The organism is Enterococcus sp. 9D6_DIV0238 (genome assembly GCF_002174455.2).
GTDB lineage: Bacteria > Bacillota > Bacilli > Lactobacillales > Enterococcaceae > Enterococcus_L > Enterococcus_L dunnyi.
This window is the reverse complement of the sequence record NZ_CP147246.1, coordinates 3021651-3044034: the sequence shown is the minus strand read 5'-3', so window position 1 is coordinate 3044034 and position 22384 is coordinate 3021651. Positions and strand designations below refer to the sequence as shown.

Below are 22384 nucleotides of genomic sequence, written 5' to 3'. Positions count from 1 at the left end.
TAATCCTTTTTTTTCTGCTTAAAAATAATTCTATTACTCACATTCTAATAGATATACATAATTGATTCGTTTTTTAATCTGCACTCGATCATACAACTTTTTTATAAAAAAATAGAAGAATAAGTTATCACTCATTCTACTATCTTTCTACTTATATTATTATTAATAATCATTTTTGCTATACTGTGTAGGTTTTCCAACGAGTTTGGTTATTCATTTTTCTGCTTAATGATTACTAATTGAACAAAGTATCATGTAGCTTTTTAGCATAACCATCAGTCATATTACAAATGAAATCGACTGCCATTTTCAAACGGTAATAATCTTTATCTACCTCTGAGCATCCATCTGTTTCTCTCTTATACAAATCTTCAGCGCTTCTTGGCAAATTATTGAACAAGCGCTCTTCATATTTATTCATTGATTCTTTATCATGCTTCAATACAACTGGAATAAATTCATCCAAAAGACGATTGATAATATTGAATCCTAATACTTCCTGATCTAAAATTGTCTTTGTTTGAAACACATACTTATACGAAAATTCTTTCAATGACTTAAAGCATTTTACCTCATCACACTCTTCATTTATAAGCTCACCATGGAAAGTTCCGGACATGATTTCTTCATAATGGTCAACAAATGTTTGACTTGCACTTTGATAGACTTTTTTCTGCGTTTCGCGCAAAAATTCCTGAATTGCTGCTGCTTCAGAGCCTTTATTGATTAAAAATTTATTTGTATTTGTTTTTTCATCAATAAAAGATTTTAGTTTTCTATAGCTATATAATCCATAATTGTAAGCATCTTCAATATCCGAAAATGTATATGCCACATCGTCTGCTGCTTCTAACAAAAATACAAGTGGGTGACGGCAATCCATCGTTCCAGTTACAAATTTTATATTTTTAAAAACTTTTTCCTCTGAATAAAAATAACCGACTTTTTTAGTTAACAAATCATCTTTATTTACTTTATCTGACGAAGCTGTGTACTTAATAACAGAATCCAACGTCGAAGCAGTTAAATTCATTCCTGTTTCTGATGATCCGTTATCATTATGTAACTTAGTAAGCAAGCGAATAGTTTGCGCATTCCCTTCAAATTTCAAAAAATCTTGTCTTTGCTGTTCATTGAATAATGACCAACATGAAAGTGACTCTCCATTTTTACTAAACCAAATACGAATCGCTTCTTCCCCAAAATGTCCAAAAGGAGGGTTTCCAATATCATGAATTAATGCCGCAGTTTCTAATAAACGGTAGCTTTCATTTAACTCATCAATCCTGATCCCTTTTTTATTCAATTTACTAATTACACCTATTAACAAATCCCTTGTATGCATTGCTACTTCTAAACTATGCGTCAATCTTGTACGTACAAAATCATTTCTCTCTAAAGGAAAAACCTGCGTCTTATCTTGTAAACGTCTAAAAGAGTCACTTTTTATAACTCTACGATAATCACTATTGAAAGCCACACTCAATTCTAAAAGATAATTCTTATGAGTCAGTTTGTCATTAGGCCATGCTTTGTCACTTTTTAAAGAAATTCTAAATGTCCCAACTAACCTTTTCCATTGCATCATCTGATACTCCTCCTACTTACATTTTCAATTACACTTTTTCTAAATGTGATACATAAATATTTTTGCACTTTCCAATATCTTTGAAACTCTTTTCTTCGTACGGCAACTGTTCATTCAATTGAAATTTAACTTTATCCCCTTTTTTAAAACTCCCCCAAGTATTGTAAAAGAATAGCCAATGACTATCACGTTTAGGTAATTTTTCAACACCAAGTACTTCAGGATTGATTAAGCCAGATAATTTAAAACAACTGGATTTCTCTTGCCATTTATTTGGCAAAATCCTTTTTTCTTCCAATACAGCTTCAAAAAAACCATCCTCATCTTGATTTAAATAGTAATTTTCTTCTATCAATTTTTTTATTCTTTCTTGGAAGGGTTCTATATTTCCCTTAATATCAATCGCGACATCTTCATCAGCAACAATATTAGTATCTGATGATAATTTTCTTAACAAAGAGTGGATTTCCTTAACACCTGTTTTTTCATTCAACATAATTGTTAATCGGTCTCTATTAACTGCTCCCGCTATCTCATTAGGTGAAAAGCCTGGCAATGCGATGGGATAGTGTTTATCCGTAACCATCCAAGATGCTCCCATCTCATTCAAACAAATAGCACTTTCATAATAGTTTTTAGATAAAAAATACAATACTATAGGACTCTCAGCCAATTCAGATTTTAATCGGTCCAAAATTAATTCTCCTGGCTCCACTCCGCTAGTAATATTCGAACTGTAAAAAATATCCTTGTCGCGAAAACCAAATCTTTTTAGTAATCTAACAAACTCATCAACATAATTTCGATCTAAAGAGCTGTGGCTGATAAATACTTTCCTTGTCATCAAGATCCCTCCAAATAATAGTTTCATTTATAGTATATCAAATATGCATCCATAAAGTAATGTATATTATTTAATAATTATTCAAAACGAAACAATTAGTTTATATTTAAAATCTTAATATAAAGAATAACATGTATAACTGGTCAAATTAAAGTCTTGAATATAAAAAATAGATTGTGTTTTACAAAAAAAGAACCAGTTACACTCATTAAAGGTACCTGGTTCTTTTTCTAATCCCAACTCTTTCAGTTTTTCGCCTAGTTCTAGCTTATTTTCAAACCATTTATATTTTGACTCTATTCTAAGCTATATAACGTTTTTCATAATGCTGCTCCAAACGATTTTGCCCCCAGCCGATCCCAATACACAGTAACCAATACATCACAGCCACTAAAATATACATCGACATATAATCAAATGTCCTACCACCGACGATTTTAGCCTTTTGGAAAATATCCGGAATCGTGATCATCGCCGCCAGCGAAGTGCCTTTTAATAAATCCATCGCCACATTGCCCAATGCTGGAATAGAGATTCGAAACGCCTGCGGTAAAATAATTTTACGCATCACTCGTCCAAAAGGTAAGCCTAACGCATACGCCGCATCCCATTGTCCAGCATCTACACCCGCGATCGATCCGCGATAAATCTCAGCAATAAAGGCACTGCTGGTCAAACTAAAGCAAATACACGCCGCAGTCAATGCATTTAACTGATACGGCAAACCAAAATACAGAAGGAAAAGTAAAACCAACCCTGGCACACCACGCAAAAAGGAAATATAAAAACGAACAAACCCTTTCACGATTTTTGACGGCAACATACCAAACATCGTCAGTATGATACCTAACAAATTCCCAATCAAAAAAGTCAACACGCTGATGCCAATGGTATAAGGTAATCCCGTCAGTAAAAATGGTATGGAGTCAACCATTAAACGAAGATCGATCATTGGAATATACATTTACTCCACCGAAACACTTTCTTCAACCTTTTCCTTTGGTTCTACTGAAACATCCGTTTGGAAATACGTTTCAGAGATTTTTTTCAACGTGCCATCACTCGCCATTTCTTTCAGCGTTTCATTGATCTTTTCACTAAGCGCTACACTGTCTTTTTTCATTAAAAAGCCGGTTGAATTGGCGTTAAAATAGACACCCTCTAAAATTTTCACTGGAATATCCGGCAGTGCCCCAACAGACATTTTTTGCAGGTAATAATCATTCAAGATCACATCTGTCCGACCATTGGCAACATCTGTCAAATATTGATCATTCGTGGCATTATCATATGTTACTAGTTTTGCTCCGTATTTCTCTGCGATTTTCATATAATTTGTATTTGGCTCACCTGCTGCTTTTTTGCCTTCTAAATCTTCCAGAGAAGCGATACCTGAATCATCACTTTTCCGCACGATCATGCTGTCAAAAGAGTATTTGATCGGTGAAGACAACCTGAACTTATCTTTTCTTTCTCCCGTCAAGCTAAAATCATTTGCCGCCAGATCTGACTCTCCTTTTGCCACAGATGTGATCTGTCCATCCACATTGTACTCTTTAAATTCAACCTTCAAATCCAACCGTTTAGCCACTTCCTTGATCACATCCACATCGTAGCCAGTCAATTCATTTTGATCGTTGTAGTAAGACGAAGGAAACAAGGTACCAGATGTCGCAACGGTCAGTTTCTTCGCTTCTTCTGCCTTTTCCCAACTTTGATCTTTACCTGAAGATGATTCTTTCGATCCCCCACACGCTGCTAAAACAAACAATAAGCCTATCACACTTAAACTAGTAATAATCTTTTTCATTAGAACCTCCTATGATTCACGATAAAATTTAGGTAATAAAAACTGCTGTTCCTGCTCAAAAAGTTCTCCTACTTGGAAAAGTAGATCCTCTCTGCCTTTTGAAGCCATAAACTGAATCCCCAGCGGTAAACCAGAATCAGCGATATGGGTAGGTAAACTGATCGCCGGCTGTCCTGTTAAATTTGCTAACTGGGTAAAAGGCGTGATCGTCAAACTCTTTTCAAACATCTCATAGACCAACCTCTGTAACTGTTTTACTGATAAAGATTCTGCCTGAGCTAAATCTTGGCGAATCTGATCACTTTGCAGCTCTGCATCGATTTTTGGTGCAATATCTGCTGCCGTTGGTGTTAAAAACAAATCATATTCTTCAAATAATTGCTCCATTTGATAGGCAGCCTGATCCCATAATTGCAGTGACTGAACATACTCGCTCGCAGGTAATTGTCGTCCATATTGGTAGATTCCCCACGTCATCAGCTCCATATCAGAAATCGTTAACGGACGTTGAATGGCTTCCTGAATACCGCTAAACATTGCCGCAGTCTCTGCACCATTCATTGCGTAATAACTGTCGATCAATTGACGTCCATTGACTGGATACGAAATTTCGGTCACTTCATGCCCTTGCTGCTCTAAAAAAGCGACCGCCTTACGCACTGCTTTGACAGCTTCTGATGAAACAGGCGTCCCAACCGGTGATTCAGTCAAAAAGGCAATTTTCAAACGTTTTTTAGCGGATGCCTTTTGGTGAGACCATTCTGCCTTTGGCGCTTGATACGGTGCTGCTTTTTCTGTCCTTCGTAAATGATAAAAAAGCGTCTCCGTATCTCTCATCGAAATAGTCAAAGCAAAATCGATCGAAGCCCCTTGCCAGCCTCGCCAGCTATTGGGACCGACCGGCATCGTGCCTCTTGTCGGCTTTAAACCGATCAACCCACTAAACGAAGCAGGAATCCGAATCGAACCACCGCCATCACTGGCTCCAGCAATTGGAAACAACCCGCTCGCCACAGCAGCGGCCGCACCACCGCTAGAACCGCCAGGAGAATAAGCCAAATTCCACGGATTTCTCGCTGGACCATAAATCGTCGGATCAGAAATATTCTTAAATCCAAATTCAGGTGCATTGGTTTTTCCAAACGGAATAAAACCTAAACGTTCTAACCCTTGAACAAAATTATCCGTTGCTGCTGCTCGATGCTCCTTGAATAAACGAGATCCCAAAGTCGATTTCATGCCCGCTTTGTCTTGCCCTAACATTTTCAAAGGAATTGGTAGACCAGAAAAAGGGCCATCAGCTATTTGAGTCGTTTCAAATTGCTTTTTGGCAGTTTCAGCATCCCAGTCGACGAAAGCGTTTAGCTCAGGATTAAGCTTCTTTACTTGCTGATCCCGCTCATTGATCCATTCGGTGACACTCAGCTTCTTTTCTCGGAATTGTTTTGCGTAGTATAAACCATCTTTCATTACTGCTCTCCTTTCGATTACTTGCTGTTTTTTATTATACAGGTTTGTATTGGAAAACCGTGATAAATTTGCTTGATGGGGTTATTTTTAGAAAGGTTTTTATATAGAGATATGTTTAGGTCGATTTGCTATATAGAATTATTTAAGGTTATAGTGATTGTTTTGAAGATTCCAGTAAAATTCAGAATAGAAGAAAACGAATAAGCCCTAGGAGCAGAAATGTCTCCTTCTTATTTTTCCGATTTGAACACTTTTTCCCGATTTTCCCGACCTCCTCTCTCTTTCATTATCTAACTTTTCTATCCACACTCACTATTAATTACTTAAAACAAAAAAATATTGACTTTTAGTTTAAATTAAAATAACATTAGTTAAATGAGTTATTCTTTAATATAAGATGATTATTTTAGTTTAAAAGATTGGGGATAAAGTAACATGAAATGGAAAGTTTTAATCATTGTTATTATTATTATTTGTATTGTAGGATATTTCTACCAAAAAAAGAAAGTACCTTCTCAAGACTTGATTGTAAATACAGTTCCTCCTGAACTGATTATTGGGGATGTCGCTTCTAAAAATAAACTTGATTTCACAATAAAAGTTATCTCTAGTGAATTCATGGAGATCGAAACAGATTCACTATTAAAAATCGATATTAGAAATGCAACATTTGATCAACATGGAAATGATGCCACTGAAGAAAGTCTATTTAATTATATGAAAACTGTTGAAGTTGGCGATCATGTAGAACTGTTATCCAACTCAAATGAACTATTGTCTGATCATGTTTTAAGAGTAAACTCGTTGTCAAATTTAAAAATTGGAGGTTCATGGGACAAATGAAAAAAATGTTTAAATTAAAAATGTTAGGTTTACTGTTTAGTGGTATTCTTTTCTCAAGTAACACGGTTACGTATGCATCAGAAGTTTTCTATACAGAAGAAAATACAGCCAAAATTGAAACTACAACTAAAATTACACAAGAAGTTTATCCTAGGGTAGCACTTGATTTTGCCAATGGTATTTTACCTGATAAAAATTTATCTGTTACTGCAATGACACCTATATTGAATAGTGAACATGAGATTCTTTCTTATGATTGTAAACTATCTGAAAATGGTGTGGATTACGGATATGTGATTGTAGATATGAGTTTAGATGGTGACTATATTTCTGAATTCAATTTAGAAAAAAATGTACCTGATTTTTATGAACAAATGATACAAAATGTAGACGAAAGAACGAATGAAAATGTGAACAAAGATGATATTCCAGAATCAGAACAAGTTTTGATTGAAACTTTACCAAATGAATATTCAGTTGTTGTAGAAGATACAGCATTGACAAGTTCAGGTAAAGTGATGGATGCTGATGAACTTGAAATGTATCAAGAAGAAGTTTTTGATGTTATTAGAGAAAGTATAACAACAGCCTCTCAATATGGTCACACAGGTGACGTTATGCAAAATTATCCTAGTGATTACTCTTTCCAAGCAAACCATATGTTGCCATATTTTATTTCGATGACCCAAGGGCAATCAGAATCTGCTGCCGGGAAATACGCATGTGCAGTAACAGCAATGACAATTGTTGCAGATAGATATGGACTTGGTCAATCATGGGTGCCATCTAATTTAAAAACAACATACAATAACCTTTGGTCTAAATCATCGACTAAAGAAACAAGTAGAACGGTTAAGAATGGTAAAACAATTATTTACGGTGGAACACCAGTAAATAAAATCGGTCCTGCCTTAGTAAGTTTGGGTAAGGATAAAAAAGTTAATCTCAAATATAAAGATGCTAGCAACCCTAGTTTTACAACAATAAGAAATGCAATATCAAATAAACACGATGTCATTTTTAGTTATTTTATTAGTAGTACCAAAGGACATTCGGTGTCGGTTCAAGGAACATGGACTGGAAAGAAAAATAATAAAAATCACGATTTCATCATTCTAGCTGATGGCTGGGGAATGTCAGCACGCTATATAAATTATACGACGAAATCAAATACAGTAATCAACAAATCGATGACTGAAATTTGGAAATAGAATCGAAAAGAGCCAATCATGAATTGGTTCTTTTTTTTGGATAAAAAAAACTATCTGATTTGACAGAAATTAAAAGAAGTAAAGGAATGACTACAAGAAAAAAGTAATTACATCGTATTTACTGATTGTTTATTGTATAATAGTATCAGAAAAGAATTTCAGGAGGGGATATTATGAAGACTAGAAAACAAGGGAACGCAATTGTCTTGACGATTCCAGCAAAATTCGGAATAGAAGAAAATATTGATTATATCGCTATTAAGGGTGATGATGACAGCATTACTTTCATTAAAAAGAAAGCCAACTTATTTAAGACGGCGTTTGAAGATAATCGAGAATTAGAGGTCGGCGATGGTTTTCCAGACGACAACCCTGTTGGAAAGGAACAACTTTAATGGTTTTCAGTATTCATGGATACACGCCTAAGCGTGGAGATATCGTAATCATCAATTTTGATCCTAGTATTGGTCGGGAAATCCAAAAGAAACGACCAGGTATCGTCATTAGCAGCGACGAGTACAATGCCGTGACTGGAATGATTGCCGTTTGTCCGATAACGTCAACTACCAATGTGAAAAGTCATTTTATCGAGCTGAGCGCTGATCACCAAGTGAACGGACATATAAACCCTTTACAGGTTAAAACATTCGACTTTACTGCTCCGGAAAGAAATGTCCGCTTCATAGAAAGAGCAACGCTGAAAGAACTAGGAGAAACTGCTCAAACCGTTAATATGATATTCGATTTTTCTAGTTTAATGACTGAATAAAGAGGCTCTTATGATCTAACTTTTTCATTGCTGTATTTCACGACGGATTCGCTTCTGTTTCCACTGTTTATTTACTTTTAAAAGACTGGATCGTAACTCGTAGAGTTATTCTCCAGTCCCTTTTTCTTGACCGTTCAGAACTACTAGCTGAAATTATTCAAAGCAATTTTTATATACTGCTAAGGTCACGTAAGATAGTATCAATTAATTTTCATTCACTTAACGAAGCATTTTAGCTCTTTCAAAGATCGATCCCAAAAGAAGTAATTTCCTCATATTCAGCATCTGTTAAATGCCAAAAAATCATAGTTTCGTGTCCAACAGTTCCCATCCACATATTTTTTCCTCTAAAAAAGGCAATGTCTTCTGGTAAGGTTGGCCCACACCAATCACTTATTTTGCTTGAATACTTTAATAATATCTCTAAAGAAGCACTGTTCAACTTGAATCTATAAACATCAGCAACAATTTCATAACGTATGACAATCGAGGTGCCCCATCTGTTCGTTTTTTCTACTTCTACTAAAAATTCGGATAGTTCATCGATTAGTTGATAAGTTTGAGGATTATATGAATATGAATAATCTTCTTTAAAATCAATATCATGTCGGATCGTAAACTCAAAGTAATCACAATCTGTTTTCAATGCCATTTGTAAAACAGATTTATACTGTTGCTCGGTCAACTCTTGTTCATAACTATAATGATTTCTAAATTCTCGAAGCAACTCCATAAAATGAATGACCTCCTTTTCTGTTCCAAGTATGAAACTTTCCTCCTTAATCCACTAGCTAATGCGACTACTTTTTTACAAAGTATTCTAGCTCTTCCAAGGATCAATTCCTAGGGAATAAATTTCCTGATATTCAGATTCTGTCAAATGCCAAACACTCTCAACTTCATGACCAACTGTACCCATCCACATTTTTTCACCTTCGAAAAAAGCAATATCCTCTGGTAATGTCGGCCCACACCAATCACTTATTTTCTTTGAATAGCGTAACACTATTGCTAATGATGCTTGATTTAGTTTATACCTATAGACATCGGCAACGATCTCATAGCTTATTACAAGTGATGTTGCCCATCTATTTGTTTTTTCTACCTTTACTAAAAACTCAGACAATTCATCCAACAGCTGGTATGTTTGTGGCTTGTATGAGTACGAGTAGTCTTCCATAAAATCAATGTCGTGACGAATCGTAAATTCAAAATGATCACATCCAGCTTTTATTGTCATAGATAGTATTTTTTCATATACATCGTCACTAATATCTTGTTCATAATTATACTGGGCTCTAACCTCTTGCTGCGACTCCAAAGAATGAATGACCTCCTTTTCTATTCCAAGTATGATAGTGTGGAAAATTACCTGGTTTTATCTTTTTTTCTAATATAGGCTGCTGAAATTTCCCTCCTCTTAATCCACCAGCTAATCTGGCTACCTTAAACGCATCTGTTGAACTGGTAGACCATAAATCACCATTCAATTTCATAAAAGTTACTGCTGTGTTCAGATTCATTCCAGAGTAGACCACAATACCGACTCTTCCTGTTCTCACTGCTCTATAATGATCATAGAATTGTCTGTAATTTGAGTTCACAGAAAAAATGGTCAATGCTAAGCCTAGCAGGCCACCTACTATAGCTGCAAAAAATATTTTGATTAATTGCCGAGCAACTGGTACGGCTATTCGAATACCAGGTCCTATTGCAAACCCCGATGCTATTCCATCCTCCGGGGCAATTTCTTTCTTTTCTTGAGTTTGTTCATCGGTCACAACAATTGGTGTTTCAGCAAGTTGTTCTTCTGTTGTGATATGATTTTTTTCATTTTCAAATATTTTTTTTGTTGGTAATTCAATCTTTTGGATTTCTTCTTCTGAATATTTTCCAGATTCAATGTCGCTCATTATTATTTTTTCTTCTGCTATCGCCTTATCCAACTCGTTCTTTTGTTCTAACGTTCCAAAGTAAATGCTAAATTCTTTCGTTCCTTCTTCAGTGGACTCGGTTATTTGTAAACCATCTGAACTAATCACCTCTTCTTGAAATTCCTGCTTAATCTCTATCTTTTCAATGTCATCATCAATTTGCTTAATCGCATTAATAGTAAGCTCACTTTCTTTCAAATCAATATCAACATTTTCAAATGTGGTACTCTCATCACTTGATTTTTCTAATTCTGTTAAAATCTTTTTTTCAATATTTGCTACAGGATCATTTGTAACTGCGTAGGCAGTATTACTTATCCACCCACATACCAAAACCAACAATAAACTTACAACACTTTTTTTCATTTTTCATCTCCTTAAATAATTATTTATTGATAACTTCAACAGATTTGAGATACTTACTCAAATCTGTAAAGTTTATCTCTTCTTTCACAGCTGATTTTTGTAATTTATCAACAAGGATTCCGGTCGCGATTGCTGTAGAATAGGTTGTCCCTTTTACGTTTGCATACTCTCCAAGATCGTTTACGATTGCTTTGATCTTACTTCCGGGAAAATAAAAATCAGCGTTATTGTTTGAATTCATCATAGATTTATTGAAATGATCATCTGTTGCACCTATAAAAAATAGATTTTCTTTACTTTCTATTTGACGTTCAGTTGTGTCAAAATTTCCATTTGAAAACACAAATATAATTCCTTGTTTACGACCTTTTTCGATTAAGCTCTCAATTTCTCCCGAAAATGTATTGAAAGCGATGCTGATATTAATAATTTCAACTTGTTTATCTACACACCATTCGATTGCACTTATGAGGTCTGCTTGCTTACAAATTCCATTAGATAGCACTGCAGCATTATATACTTCTAAGTATTTTGGATCAGCTATTCCATACGACTTATCGCTATGAAAATTTTGACTAATAACACTCAAAACTGAACTAGCATGTAGTGTATCTTGATTGTGGTTTGTTGCAACAATCTTCTTTCTATTAAACTTTGCTAATTTAAAAAATGCACTATGTTTGTCATCAACTAGACCATCAATTAAACCGACTTTAACTGTTCGTTTTTTTAGCTTATTAGAATCTGAATACCTTTTTGAAAAAATTTCATAATTGAATGTAGATGGTCTATTTGTAGAAATTTTTCTTATAGTTAGATAAAACGAAATTAAGAGAAATAAACAAACAATTATTGTTCTAGTATTTCTATAAATTGGTTTCAAAACACTCACAACCTCTTACTTTTCTTTTAAACTATGATGAATTAAATAGCGAATTATTATTTTTTGATACTGCTGCATTTTTTTTAATATAACGCAATGGAAATATTAACAGATTGCTAAACGTAATTGCCAAACTAAAAAAGACATTTTTTACTTACAAAAAACATTCAATTTAAAACTTATTATATGTTATAAAATTCGTTGAATCAATAAAAAATTATTTCTCTGTTATTTTTCCTTATATATAAGAGAACAAATCAAGCTGTTATTTAATGCTATTTTTTACAAAAGTGACTAGATTTCTCTTGTACTTTTTGTATATACTGAGGAAGTAGAATAGAAAGGAGAAGTTTCTCCCTTCTGTCATCAAGGATTGCTCATCAGCTGCTTTGAAAAAAAGTTATGATCAGCAATAAAAAAACAGCTCATGTGGAAATGAACTGTTGATATCAGAATATAAAATTGAAGTGGCACTTCACTGTCCGGCAGCAACCAGATAGATGAAGTCTTGTAATGACAGCGCAAACTGCCCAAACAAGTTGCCAATAGTGCTAGCAGCAGATACTAACTTTTTTCAGCGTACCTAAAATCCGTCTATTTTTATGGATATCTTGTTTTGTGTACAGAAAAAAGTAATTGTTGTTTCTTGAGGACTATTGCAAACGATATTGGGTAAAATCACCCAATATCGTTTTTTCTATTCTACAATTTAGTGAAAGGAGGTATTTTTCAAGATAAAACAAAAAGGCACTTCATCATCTGACAGCAATCAGATGATGAAGCCTTGCATAGACAGCGCAAACTATCTATATAAGTTGCCAATTACTAGCACTTTCGCACTAGTTCTTTTATTGTACCTAATTTTTCTGTTATTTTCTAGCACATTTGAAAAGTTTTAGTTTAAGGAAGGTATTTTATTTAGTTCTTGCGTTTTTTCTAGGAATTGATGGCGGTATTGGTAGTCCACAAACTCCAATAGCGTTTTTTTGTTTTATGTTGAGCAGATGGTGATACAGATACAGCAAGGCTTGAGGGGATCAGATGAAAGTCGTTTGTGTTGCTGGTTGAACTAAAGTTGCCTGAGTCGATGCGCGAAGAAGTGAAGTATATAATAATTTCCGAGTCTATCTGAAATTCGGTAATTAGCTAGGTTAAATTATTACACATACTACAAAAAACTAGGTCACTCGTTAGAGTGTTCCTAGTTTATCAAAGATTATTATTCAAAATCAAAATAGTCGCTATCTATTTTGAAAATTTTATACGTTTTGGCCGTTTCAACGCCAACTTGATAATCAATCATCAAATCAGTTAGTTGAATTCCATCAATTAAGACAATACCTTGATTTTTGGCAAATTCCATCGCACCTTTTGAGAATTTAGAGGTTGTAATAAATACTCCCCTGTCAGCATTGACACCCGCTAATGCACCATAAAATGATTGAATATCATTTCGTTGAACGACATTTGTTTCTCTGTATCGTTTTGCTTGAATATAAACTGTACTTGTTCCAAGCGGATCTTGATTAATAACGCCATCAATTCCACCGTCATTCGATTTACTCGTTACTTTAGCTGTTCCATTTTCACCACTGTATCCCATAGCCACAAGTAAATCCACAACTAAACGTTCAAAGAAATAGGGATCGCTATTTCTAATTTTGCTTAGTAATTCAGTGGCTACTTCATTGTTCAAGGTTGTCGCTAATTCATCAATCCTTTTTCGGGGATTGATTTCATCATCTTCTGATATTGGTTCGTCAGTTTCATTTAATCCTGCCAGTTTATTCCGTTCATTCATTTCTTGCATATACTTAATATAGGCTGGTTGCTTTTTCAATATTTTTTTATTAAGTTGATCACCGTATTCATTTAGTAAAGATATTCCCAAATCAGTAATTTGATAAATCCCTCTGTTTGGTCTAACTACGGCATCTGCTTTAAATAAATCACTTAGAGCAAAACTAAAACGATTAATCAACACGCCATCACTATTTGGATATTTAGGGTATTTTATATTCCGAATTTCATCTGGAATCTTTAAAAATTGAATTGCTTTTTTGCTAATGGTTGACGTGGTCGTTTCTTCTCCAGTCTCAAGCACTTTCAAAATGTAGGGGATTAAAGAATCATACGTTGGTATGCCATCTTTTGATTGTTTTAGTTTTTTCCAATTAGTGTTCATGTTTTTACCTCTCTATGTCTTAATTTAGCAATAGATAATATGACTAAACATAATACTAAACGGTTGTTTTCAACATTTTATATAGATCTGTTGCTAGTAATGAATAAACAAAATTCTAAAATGAATAACCCGAAGCTTTTTGTAAAAATTTATCTTTCATCTGATCGTTCATTGCTTTTGTTTCTTCTACAGTTTGAAGAACCTTTGCTCTAGTTGGTAACAATGTGTCGTGTAATCTTTTGATCACTGTCATTGGTAAGATAACTTTCCCATATTCATGAGGTTTATATAGTCCTCTTAAAATATCTGCCACATTCCAGATTAAATTTGCTTGTTTTTGTACATTATTTGAAGTTTGTAAATTGCGGTTCAATTCATTCATTTTCTATTTATTCCTTCCTGTTTTACACAAATTATCAACTATAGTATACCAATTTTTTAGAAAAAAAGATAAATTATTTACATTAGTTTAAATCAAGGAACATTTTGATTACAGCAACAATCACGCCTCCGATTACAGTAATTAATAATTTGTCCAACTTTGGTTCAGCTGAAGTGGGATGATCTCCTTTATTATGATTACCAATAACAGAATTTTTTATTTTATTTCCGTCCCCAATTTGCATGTCTTAGCTCTCCTTTTCTTTATTTTTCTCATTTTCTCCAATAGAAGAATGATCTATTTTGTTCTTATCACCAATCTTCACTGAACTATCTGAGTTTCCACAATAAATATTTATTGTAATATTTACGGAAGCTTCATTTTCCATTGCTGTATCTCCTTCCCCTAACTATCAAGTTTTTCAAATGTATTTTTTAATCCCATACTTTCATAAGTGTCTAATTTCAATGTCACTAGCTCTTTTTCCAATTTTGTGATTTGGCTTTGTATTTCCTCTTTTTTCATTTGATAATGCTGAATGATTTGTAACTGTTTTTCAAGTGGAAGTTTTGGAATTTCCATCTCGCTAATTGCATTTGTTGATAGTATTCGAACGGCCGAACCTTCAGCATTTACATCAAGATATCCTTTTCCTACTGGACTATCTAAAAATAATTCGATCCATCTCGGAGAAAATCCATCATTTGTCAGCCGAATATTAACAAAATTTTGAGAGAAGATGACGTCTTTCACTTCTTTTTCAATCACAGTAGTTTTAAATGTATTTCCTCGGTTTGATATAATCAAATCATTTTTTTGAACAAAATATTTTTCACTTGTTACCTTTTCCCTATAGATAGAAGACAACTTATCATAATTTAGCTTTCCATCATGAATATCAGAAATTTTAATAATTTTGATGTCTCCTGCTTCATGTTCATCTTTAACTGTTGTAGTCAAGCCTCGGCTTATTTTGGCAATATCTTTGATTTTTACTGTTTCCACATTACTAAACACATCTAAATTAAATGAGAATTTACCTAAATCCTCAATATAGATTTCTGATTTATATAAATACTTATCAGGTAAAATATTAGCTTCACTGAGATCTTTGACATTTAAAATTGTTGATTTTGTTTTTTCTTCATTCTTGGTCGTTAGTAGTGTCATAATTTCATCGATTGTTTCATTCATTAATTGATTTCTCATATCTACTTTTTTTAATTCGGAAGCACTCATATTGATCAATTGGATTTTTCCTTGATTATTAGTCTCTTTCTTCTTGTTGATTATTAAGACGACAATAGGAATTGATGTCTCCGGATAAAAAACCCCTGCTGGTAATTGAATAACCGATTCAATTAAATCTAACGATAAAATTTTTTCTCTAATCTTCTTTTCGGAGCCGCCTCTAAAACATACCCCTAGCGGAGCTATAAAAACACCTTTTCCTTGATCATTTAATGATACAATGCCATTACTAATGTATGCCCAATCTGCATTAGAACGTGGAATATTTCCAAATGGAAAACGATTATATTTATCTTGATTCTCAAAACCACGAGATAAACTTATTCCAAATGGCGGCTGAGAGATTACCTTATCAAATGTGCGTATTTCATTATTTTCGACATACATACATTCATTCAGAATATCTCCATTAAAAACTTCTGTATTAGTTACACTATTGAGATAGAAACGTATTTGCATGAGTTCATAAACAAGCTGATTAGTTTCTTGAACAACTATCGTTTGCTCTTTATTTCTCTTAAGGATATCCATCATAATATCACCATATCCCACTGTAGGATTTAAAACCGAATCTTCAGATTGTATATCTAAGATTCTTAAAATCAATTGATTCAGAGATGGTGAAGTAAAATATAAAGACTTTCTATGTTCATTATTAACATTAGTCATCATATAATCAAAAATGCTTTCATTCGTATTTAAGATGTAATTACTCATCCTTAAAAATTCTCTAAACATACTATTATCAAAACCAGACAAAATAAAGGGTAGGTTTTTTTGTATAAGGTCAATTATTAACTTCTCACTTCGTCTTGTAGTCTCTAACTCACTTAAAAATATTTCTTTCAAATTAAACTCACTATCTAACGATTTTAAAAGTATGGAATCTGAATTTTCTTTTTGATTGTATAAGACTAATTCAACGGATGCTGCTAACTGCAACATATCTTCTGAATTTTTTATAATTCCTTCAAATCTTTTTTTCAATTCTTCAACGTAGTTCACTAATCATCTATCCTTTCTGAAAACAGTAGATACATTCACATTTTTTATTATTCTAAAAAAAGAAACTTGCCGCTTAACACGAAACAGTAGAACCATTCACAAATTCATTGTATCATGCTTCTTTTGATTCTGTCAATGAATCATTTAATACATTTAGTTACCACTTAATATTCAGTTTTTAGTTCCAGTAAAACTCACAAAATTGCTAATGTTTTGACTTAGTGCTCAATTATTGTACATTTGTCGATTACTTCACCAGGATTTTACAAGGTTTTATCTACGCCTAACGATCCTTGAAACATTACGGTTACATGATTTACTTCTTCTGGTTTTTGTACCTTAGGATTACCGTCTGTAATAATGTATGCTTGTTCGCCTGTTTTTTTGTCATTTACTACTTTTGAAACATAGCCTATTGTACCTATTCCCTTAACATTAACTTTTTTATTAGTCTTTAAGTCTTTGTATTGTTGTTCCGCGATAAGCTTACGTTCTTTATCTGTATAATTAGTCATATGTCACCTCATCAATTAAATCTGATGAGTTTTCTGAGAGTACAATTCCGCCATACTCTAGTGTATTGGAATGTTTATTCAAATCAAAACTAGCAATAAGCTTATCATTGCCATTAATAATTACATCAAACATAATAGCCCCCATAGGATTATGTTCAATACTACCGTAATCTATTTCATAGGAATTTATAATTCCTTCTGGTGTCAATGCTTTTGAATCAATATCTGTTAACCCTAACTCTATTTCTTTTTTTGCTTGACTGCTCTTTACCACATTCACCATCTTATCATGAAACCTTTTGTTATCCATATATATTTTTCCTCCTGTTCCAATAACAATTATCAAAAACACTCCTAGAAAGGCAACTAATGTCCTCCGTTTTATTTTTTTGATCTCTGAAAGTTCTTGATTGTCGATGTCTGTATCTTTCAATTAACTTCACCTCTATGAATAAACTACAAGGAAATAATTCCTAGCATGTTTTTCAAATTTTTTAGATTGCTCAAAAAGCCTAAAAACAAATGCTCGTTCTACTTTTTTATAGCCCACGACCAATCACAGAAGAAATGTTTTAGTCTGTTTCTTTTATGATTGGCGCGATCTCTCACCAGATGTTTTCTCTCACTTACTCTTAAACTAAAACCATCACTTTATTATTTCAACACAATAAGGCATCTATTTTTATCTAAAAATTCAAAAAATACTCATTTTTCTGATAGAGTAACAATTCCTTTCAACTAAATTATCCATCTGTTTCCTATTTTATTATTCAATACAAAAAAGAGAGTGGTTTATTGTCCCACTCTCATTTCACTCGCTTTCTTTATTCTATATAAGAAGCATCAAGTTATCTCGTTCCTTTTTTATTATTTTTCTTCCATTGCTTTCCCTTCTCCTTTCAAAATTTCATCCAATGAAAATTCAAAAAAGAAACTTAATTCGACCAATGTATCCAAATTCGGATACGACTGTTCATTCTCCCATCGTGACACTGTTTGTCTTGTTACGTGAAACTGATCAGCTAATTGTTGTTGCGTCATGTTTTTCCTTTCTCTACTTTCTTTGATCAATTGTCCAATCTTCATACAATCCTTCCTATCTTTAAAACATTCTTTCCATCTTTTAATCAGGTTATGTTCTAAATATCACACACTACAAATGATTTAAAAAGCAATTTTAATGTTACATTATGAAAGTTAGATCAATAAACCTATTTCAACTTAAATAAAAACAAAAAAAGAGATGAAATAAAAGTTTCCTTTTTCATTTCATCTCTTTTTTATTTGTATGTCTATTTTAGTTTATTTTTTATGCTAATTCGCCAAACTATTTCCCTGTGATCGAATCCCAAAGACCACTAAAGAAGCTTTTGATATTTTCCCAAAGTCCCTTAGATTTTTCTTGAAGTTGTTCCTTCGTTTTGGTTAAATCTAGTTGGTTCACAAAGTCATCAAAAATGTTTTTATCCTTCATGTCACTCATCAAGGTAGTCAATTCATTGACTTGATCTGAGGTCATGACATCTTGGATGCCTTGGCTTTTTAATGCATTATCAACTGCTTGCTGGATATCTTCCTTGGTTAACTTTGTGCCATCAGCTGTTTTAGCTGCTAACTCTTTTTTGGCTTCTTCCTGAGCTGCATTTAGCGCTTCATCCGAATAACCTTCTTTGTCTTTATTTTCCTCTGTGATCTTAGATAAAACGTCCATTTCATCTTGCGCTACGCCAACACGGTCACGATTGATGATGCCGCCAGATTCTTCAACGATCTTATAGACACCAGCCAATGCGCCAGAACCATCGATCGGTACAGCGGAAGCAACGGTCAATTTGGCATCAGAGATACCAGCCGTCAAGGCGGCATTTTGGTATTGAGCGGCAGTGATTTTCGTGATATTTTCAGGTGTCGCAATATCTACTGTGATACCTGAACCTTTTTTCTGGGTTTCCATCCGAACCGAGCTGTATACTGCCCATTCTGCGTTAAAACCACCGTCTGGGATGAAGCTCATCAAATCAGCGCCATTTGTAGTATAAGTTGGTGTTTCGCCCTTTGCACCAAGTGCTTTCAAGGTATAGTCTTTTTGTTCCTGTGTTAAGGCGTTTCCTAAAGCAACTGCATTGATTTGAAGTACTTTTTCAGAGCTGCTTGTTGTTGTCGTAGATTCACTAGTTGCAGTAATTTCAGTTGACGTTTGTTGTGTGGCAAAAGCTGTGGTTCCATTATAGACACCTGCTGAAATCAAAAGTAAGGTCATCGCAAGTGCGAGTTTTTTTTGTTTATGTTTCATAAAAATCCTCCTATAAAAACTTGTTCTTGCATATTACTATACAGTAATCTTTTTCAATATGCTTTAAGGAGGCTCCGTTTTAAGAAAATTTTAGTAGATATCTTGCGTTTTTGTTATACTAATTTCTAACTATTTTAAGTTTCATCTAAATAGTACTATCAAATTCTTGGAACCGAAAATTCTTCCCGATTCCTTGCGTTGTCGTCGTATATTCTCTAAATTTGTAAATGAGCGGATGCCATAGATCAACATTTATGTATCGCTCATCATGCAAGATTTTTTCATCAATAAAAATCCCTTTTATCGTACACTCTACGATTGCAAACTCTTCTCTGAGGGAAATAGTTGCGACCGTTGCTTCTATTTGAATCGGACATTCCTTGATCCTTACTGTTTGAACCTCTTGACCAGCTAGCTTAGTGAAGTTCCCTAAATCAAATTTATCTGCACAATATGAGTATCCTGCCTGCTTTTTATACGCTGGAATCTGTTTGCTTCCTGTAACTTGCGCAATTCGTTCAATATTTTCCCAAAGGGTTTTATCAGCAAGATTAAGCGTCACTTCACTTCCTGTTTCGAGATTCAAAAATCCCTTATTATGCAAACCGATTCCTAGAACAATTGACTTGCCTAATGTCCAAGTAGAACTGATCGGAGTGATGTTGTCTCGATCAGTCTCTAAATCTTTCGTTGTCATCAACACGACTGGAAATCCATAATAAAAACTTGTTTTTTCTACTTTTTTAAACATATCTTTCACCTCTTAATATAGTATACTAACGATAAACCTCGATGCGTATCGAACTATTAAAGGAGAAAAAAAATGAATGGTTTTCCAGATTTACAGCAGACAACGAAACTATTAGCCGATCAGTCACGCTTAGAAATTTTGACACTTTTGATGGACGGAACATTTCACACGGTCCATGAAATCGCGCAAGCAGTGAAAATAAAAGACCAAACAGCTTCTTACCACTTGAAGAAACTTGAAGCTTTGGAATGGGTGACATATTACAAACAAGGCCGCCATGTTTATTACCAACTGATAAATCCTGCGGTAGCAGAGCTTCTAGAAAGCTTGATGTTGATCAGTCCTGTCAAAAAAATCAACTCCTATAATCAAAATAAAGAGTTTCAGGAATTGAAATGTGGTCGAACCTGTTACCACCATCTGGCAGGAGCTTTAGGTGTCATATTTTTTGATTTTCTGATCGCAAAAAATTATCTGATCTTAGCAAATAACCAAGTTGAACTCACGCATGAAGGTATGCTCTTCTTGAATCGTATTGAAGTAGACACTAATGAAGTGAAAAAAAGGGCTGGGATCTTCGCTAAACCCTGTTTAGATTGGACTGAACGAACATTCCACTTAGGCGGAAATTTAGGGAAAGCATTTCTAAAGATGATTATTAGAAAGGAATATATTTATCAGAATTCAGACAACCGGAGTGTCACTTTAACTCGAGCAGGAGAACAATTTTTTCAGCAGTTTTCATTGGAAAATCAGCGTTCATAAAAATTGACCTATAAATATTTTCTGTTGAGATAAATAGGGCAGAAAAAATAATAGATTAAATAGTAATTGAACCACCATGTACCTTTATGTAACTTGATCTATTTACTCATAATTTAATTAAAATATAGTTGCTTTTCATAAGGATACAATTCAAATTTTAATATCATTTTTGAATAGTAACAATCTAGATGCAGAATTCCAATTACGCCCTTTGCAAAAAATTGATAATGGACTAGCTTAGAGATACTTTTAAAAACTAAATCAAATTTATTCGTATAATCAGTAAAATCTCCAGGACCGTAACTCTCCCACAAAAAAATTAAATTTTAGTATATTGATATTTCTAGTATTTCCTATGACTATATAAACACATGCTCCTATGAAGATTAGGTCACTTAATAGATTATAGATTGTTTGCTTTGAAAAAAATTTGTTATTTTTTCTTATATATAATAGGGAGTGTTTTGGGTTTTATTTAATCATAAAATGTAAGATTTTTTACTGCGAACAGCTGTTTTTTTCGGTATACTAATAGCCATAGGATAGAAATAATTAACAAGGGAAATAGTAATCATCCACTTAGCACGAAATGAGTGAATTAGATGTAATTTCTCCTAACGATAAAACTAAATAATTGGCGCTTCCTGATCTGGCTACCAACCAAACTAGAGAAGTTTTGATTAATCAGAGTAACCTGCTTAAACAAATCGCCAATAGTGTTAGACATAATCTTGTTTTTACATTCTTTTGTATTCCAGAAGATTAACAACCTTCTCCTTTCAAACACAAAAAAGTAAAAATGATGTTTATTTGTCTTGCCTATTGTCAACGATTGCAGGTGAACTGTAGTCGTTTTTTTGTTTCTATACTTTAAAAATTGAGAAAAAGAATAAAATAAATAGGCACTTCATTTATCGGTACCACCCAATAAATGAAGCCCTGAATAGACAGCGTAACCTATCTATCCAAGTTGCCTGATTACCAGCACCGTAGCACTGGTTTCTTTATTGTACCTAATTTTTGTAAGAATTTCTAGACATTTTCACAAATTTTTGTGTTTTGTAAGGAAAGTGCTATTGATCGGTAATCATTTCAACGGTAGAGACGGCACTCTCTTATTGTTTTTCTTTTTCTCATTTGTCGACTGCTACTTAATAGATTTAGAAAAAGGAGAACTTACTTATGAAACATTCCGCAATTTGTATCAAAGCTGTTCCTTATCAGGAAATTATCGACCTTCGCAATACGCTTGAGCGTTTGGACTCTTGGCAAGAACCGTTGGCGGTTTTGGAGAAGTATTTTACCAATCCTGGTGCGCCAATCAATAAGAAAAAAGTGGTGAAGGAGTATTATGCTTGTTCGAAAATTTTCCAAACATTTAATCTAGAATTCAATCGATTGATTCAAGAAGCTGAATTGCAAATACTAGCTATTGGAACCCAAGAAAAAACAAAATATCATACATTAGTCTGAATTATTTATATACACTCAGGAAGTGATTTATTAGATTATTTAAATC

General features: G+C 33.6%; 25 protein-coding genes. 6 read left to right on the top strand and 19 right to left on the bottom strand.

The genetic code is table 11. The features are described 5' to 3' along the window. Positions 1 to 235: 235 nt before the first annotated feature. The 5 genes from A5889_RS14355 to A5889_RS14335 all read right to left on the bottom strand — a co-directional run bounded on the left by A5889_RS14355 (position 236) and on the right by A5889_RS14335 (position 5712). Positions 236 to 1588: a deoxyguanosinetriphosphate triphosphohydrolase gene (locus A5889_RS14355; protein ID WP_087639479.1), complete on the bottom strand. Its 1353-nt coding sequence runs from the start codon at positions 1586 to 1588 to the stop codon at positions 236 to 238. Between the two features lie 28 nt (positions 1589 to 1616). Then, the gene (locus tag A5889_RS14350; protein WP_242585574.1) at positions 1617 to 2432 is read right to left on the bottom strand and encodes a toll/interleukin-1 receptor domain-containing protein; all 816 of its coding nucleotides are present in this window, start codon (positions 2430 to 2432) and stop codon (positions 1617 to 1619) included. Between the two features lie 301 nt (positions 2433 to 2733). Then, positions 2734 to 3396: an amino acid ABC transporter permease gene (locus tag A5889_RS14345; protein WP_087639477.1), complete on the bottom strand. Its 663-nt coding sequence runs from the start codon at positions 3394 to 3396 to the stop codon at positions 2734 to 2736. Then, positions 3397 to 4242: a transporter substrate-binding domain-containing protein gene (locus tag A5889_RS14340; protein ID WP_087639476.1), complete on the bottom strand. Its 846-nt coding sequence runs from the start codon at positions 4240 to 4242 to the stop codon at positions 3397 to 3399. Positions 4243 to 4251: 9 nt separating this feature from the next. After that, a complete protein-coding gene (locus A5889_RS14335; RefSeq protein ID WP_087639475.1) occupies positions 4252 to 5712 on the bottom strand; it encodes an amidase in 1461 nt (486 codons plus the stop codon). A 435-nt stretch (positions 5713 to 6147) separates the two neighbouring features. Here A5889_RS14335 and A5889_RS14330 point away from each other — a divergent pair, with 435 nt between their 5' ends. The 4 genes from A5889_RS14330 (at position 6148) to A5889_RS14315 (ending at position 8535) form a co-directional block, all read left to right on the top strand. Then, the gene (locus A5889_RS14330) at positions 6148 to 6555 is read left to right on the top strand and encodes a hypothetical protein (RefSeq protein ID WP_207114633.1); all 408 of its coding nucleotides are present in this window, start codon (positions 6148 to 6150) and stop codon (positions 6553 to 6555) included. Continuing rightward, positions 6552 to 7766 (top strand): hypothetical protein, encoded by a 1215-nt coding sequence (locus A5889_RS14325; RefSeq protein WP_207114632.1) that lies wholly within the window; start codon positions 6552 to 6554, stop codon positions 7764 to 7766. The genes A5889_RS14330 and A5889_RS14325 overlap by 4 nt, the downstream gene beginning before the upstream one ends. Positions 7767 to 7939: 173 nt before the next feature. Then, a complete protein-coding gene (gene mazE / locus A5889_RS14320; RefSeq protein ID WP_087639474.1) occupies positions 7940 to 8161 on the top strand; it encodes a type II toxin-antitoxin system PemI/MazE family antitoxin in 222 nt (73 codons plus the stop codon). Next, positions 8161 to 8535 carry a type II toxin-antitoxin system PemK/MazF family toxin gene (locus A5889_RS14315; protein ID WP_176372744.1) on the top strand — a complete coding sequence of 125 codons (375 nt, stop codon included), beginning with the start codon at positions 8161 to 8163 and terminating at the stop codon, positions 8533 to 8535. Before mazE ends, A5889_RS14315 begins: the two co-directional genes overlap by 1 nt. A 241-nt stretch (positions 8536 to 8776) precedes the next feature. On the opposite strand, the gene A5889_RS14310 is transcribed toward A5889_RS14315, so the two are convergent. From A5889_RS14310 to A5889_RS14245, 14 genes are all read right to left on the bottom strand, one after another. Next, positions 8777 to 9268, bottom strand: coding sequence for a hypothetical protein (locus A5889_RS14310; protein ID WP_087639473.1), 492 nt, complete (start codon positions 9266 to 9268; stop codon positions 8777 to 8779). An 87-nt stretch (positions 9269 to 9355) separates the two neighbouring features. Continuing rightward, the gene (locus A5889_RS14305; RefSeq protein WP_087639472.1) at positions 9356 to 9856 is read right to left on the bottom strand and encodes a hypothetical protein; all 501 of its coding nucleotides are present in this window, start codon (positions 9854 to 9856) and stop codon (positions 9356 to 9358) included. Next, complete coding sequence (locus A5889_RS14300; RefSeq protein WP_087639471.1) at positions 9834 to 10835, bottom strand: hypothetical protein; 1002 nt, start codon at positions 10833 to 10835, stop codon at positions 9834 to 9836. The genes A5889_RS14305 and A5889_RS14300 overlap by 23 nt, the downstream gene beginning before the upstream one ends. Before the next feature lie 19 nt (positions 10836 to 10854). Continuing rightward, positions 10855 to 11718 (bottom strand): S8/S53 family peptidase, encoded by an 864-nt coding sequence (locus A5889_RS14295; RefSeq protein ID WP_176372743.1) that lies wholly within the window; start codon positions 11716 to 11718, stop codon positions 10855 to 10857. Positions 11719 to 12937: 1219 nt separating this feature from the next. Further along, on the bottom strand, positions 12938 to 13903 hold the full coding sequence (locus A5889_RS14290) for a restriction endonuclease (protein ID WP_087639469.1): 966 nt from the start codon (positions 13901 to 13903) through the stop codon (positions 12938 to 12940). A gap of 115 nt (positions 13904 to 14018) precedes the next feature. Then, complete coding sequence (locus A5889_RS14285) at positions 14019 to 14285, bottom strand: type I restriction-modification system subunit M N-terminal domain-containing protein (RefSeq protein WP_087639468.1); 267 nt, start codon at positions 14283 to 14285, stop codon at positions 14019 to 14021. Positions 14286 to 14367: 82 nt separating this feature from the next. Next, entirely contained in the window at positions 14368 to 14529 is a 162-nt protein-coding gene (locus A5889_RS14280; RefSeq protein WP_176372742.1) for a hypothetical protein, read from the bottom strand. Between the two features lie 3 nt (positions 14530 to 14532). Further along, complete coding sequence (locus A5889_RS14275; RefSeq protein WP_176372741.1) at positions 14533 to 14673, bottom strand: hypothetical protein; 141 nt, start codon at positions 14671 to 14673, stop codon at positions 14533 to 14535. Between the two features lie 17 nt (positions 14674 to 14690). Next, positions 14691 to 16541, bottom strand: coding sequence for an N-6 DNA methylase (locus A5889_RS14270; protein WP_207114631.1), 1851 nt, complete (start codon positions 16539 to 16541; stop codon positions 14691 to 14693). A gap of 263 nt (positions 16542 to 16804) precedes the next feature. Further along, positions 16805 to 17056 carry a hypothetical protein gene (locus A5889_RS14265; RefSeq protein WP_087639466.1) on the bottom strand — a complete coding sequence of 84 codons (252 nt, stop codon included), beginning with the start codon at positions 17054 to 17056 and terminating at the stop codon, positions 16805 to 16807. Then, positions 17049 to 17489: a DUF1310 family protein gene (locus A5889_RS14260; protein WP_087639465.1), complete on the bottom strand. Its 441-nt coding sequence runs from the start codon at positions 17487 to 17489 to the stop codon at positions 17049 to 17051. The genes A5889_RS14265 and A5889_RS14260 overlap by 8 nt, the downstream gene beginning before the upstream one ends. A gap of 434 nt (positions 17490 to 17923) precedes the next feature. Then, entirely contained in the window at positions 17924 to 18142 is a 219-nt protein-coding gene (locus A5889_RS14255; RefSeq protein ID WP_207114630.1) for a helix-turn-helix transcriptional regulator, read from the bottom strand. A gap of 241 nt (positions 18143 to 18383) precedes the next feature. Then, a complete protein-coding gene (locus tag A5889_RS14250) occupies positions 18384 to 19349 on the bottom strand; it encodes a DUF1002 domain-containing protein (RefSeq protein ID WP_087639463.1) in 966 nt (321 codons plus the stop codon). Between the two features lie 145 nt (positions 19350 to 19494). Continuing rightward, the gene (locus tag A5889_RS14245; protein WP_087639462.1) at positions 19495 to 20100 is read right to left on the bottom strand and encodes a flavin reductase; all 606 of its coding nucleotides are present in this window, start codon (positions 20098 to 20100) and stop codon (positions 19495 to 19497) included. Positions 20101 to 20172: 72 nt separating this feature from the next. On the opposite strand from A5889_RS14245, the gene A5889_RS14240 reads away from it, so the two are divergent. After that, on the top strand, positions 20173 to 20865 hold the full coding sequence (locus A5889_RS14240; RefSeq protein WP_087639461.1) for an ArsR/SmtB family transcription factor: 693 nt from the start codon (positions 20173 to 20175) through the stop codon (positions 20863 to 20865). A 1182-nt stretch (positions 20866 to 22047) separates the two neighbouring features. Then, entirely contained in the window at positions 22048 to 22338 is a 291-nt protein-coding gene (locus A5889_RS14235) for a hypothetical protein (protein WP_087639460.1), read from the top strand. Positions 22339 to 22384 lie beyond the last annotated feature (46 nt).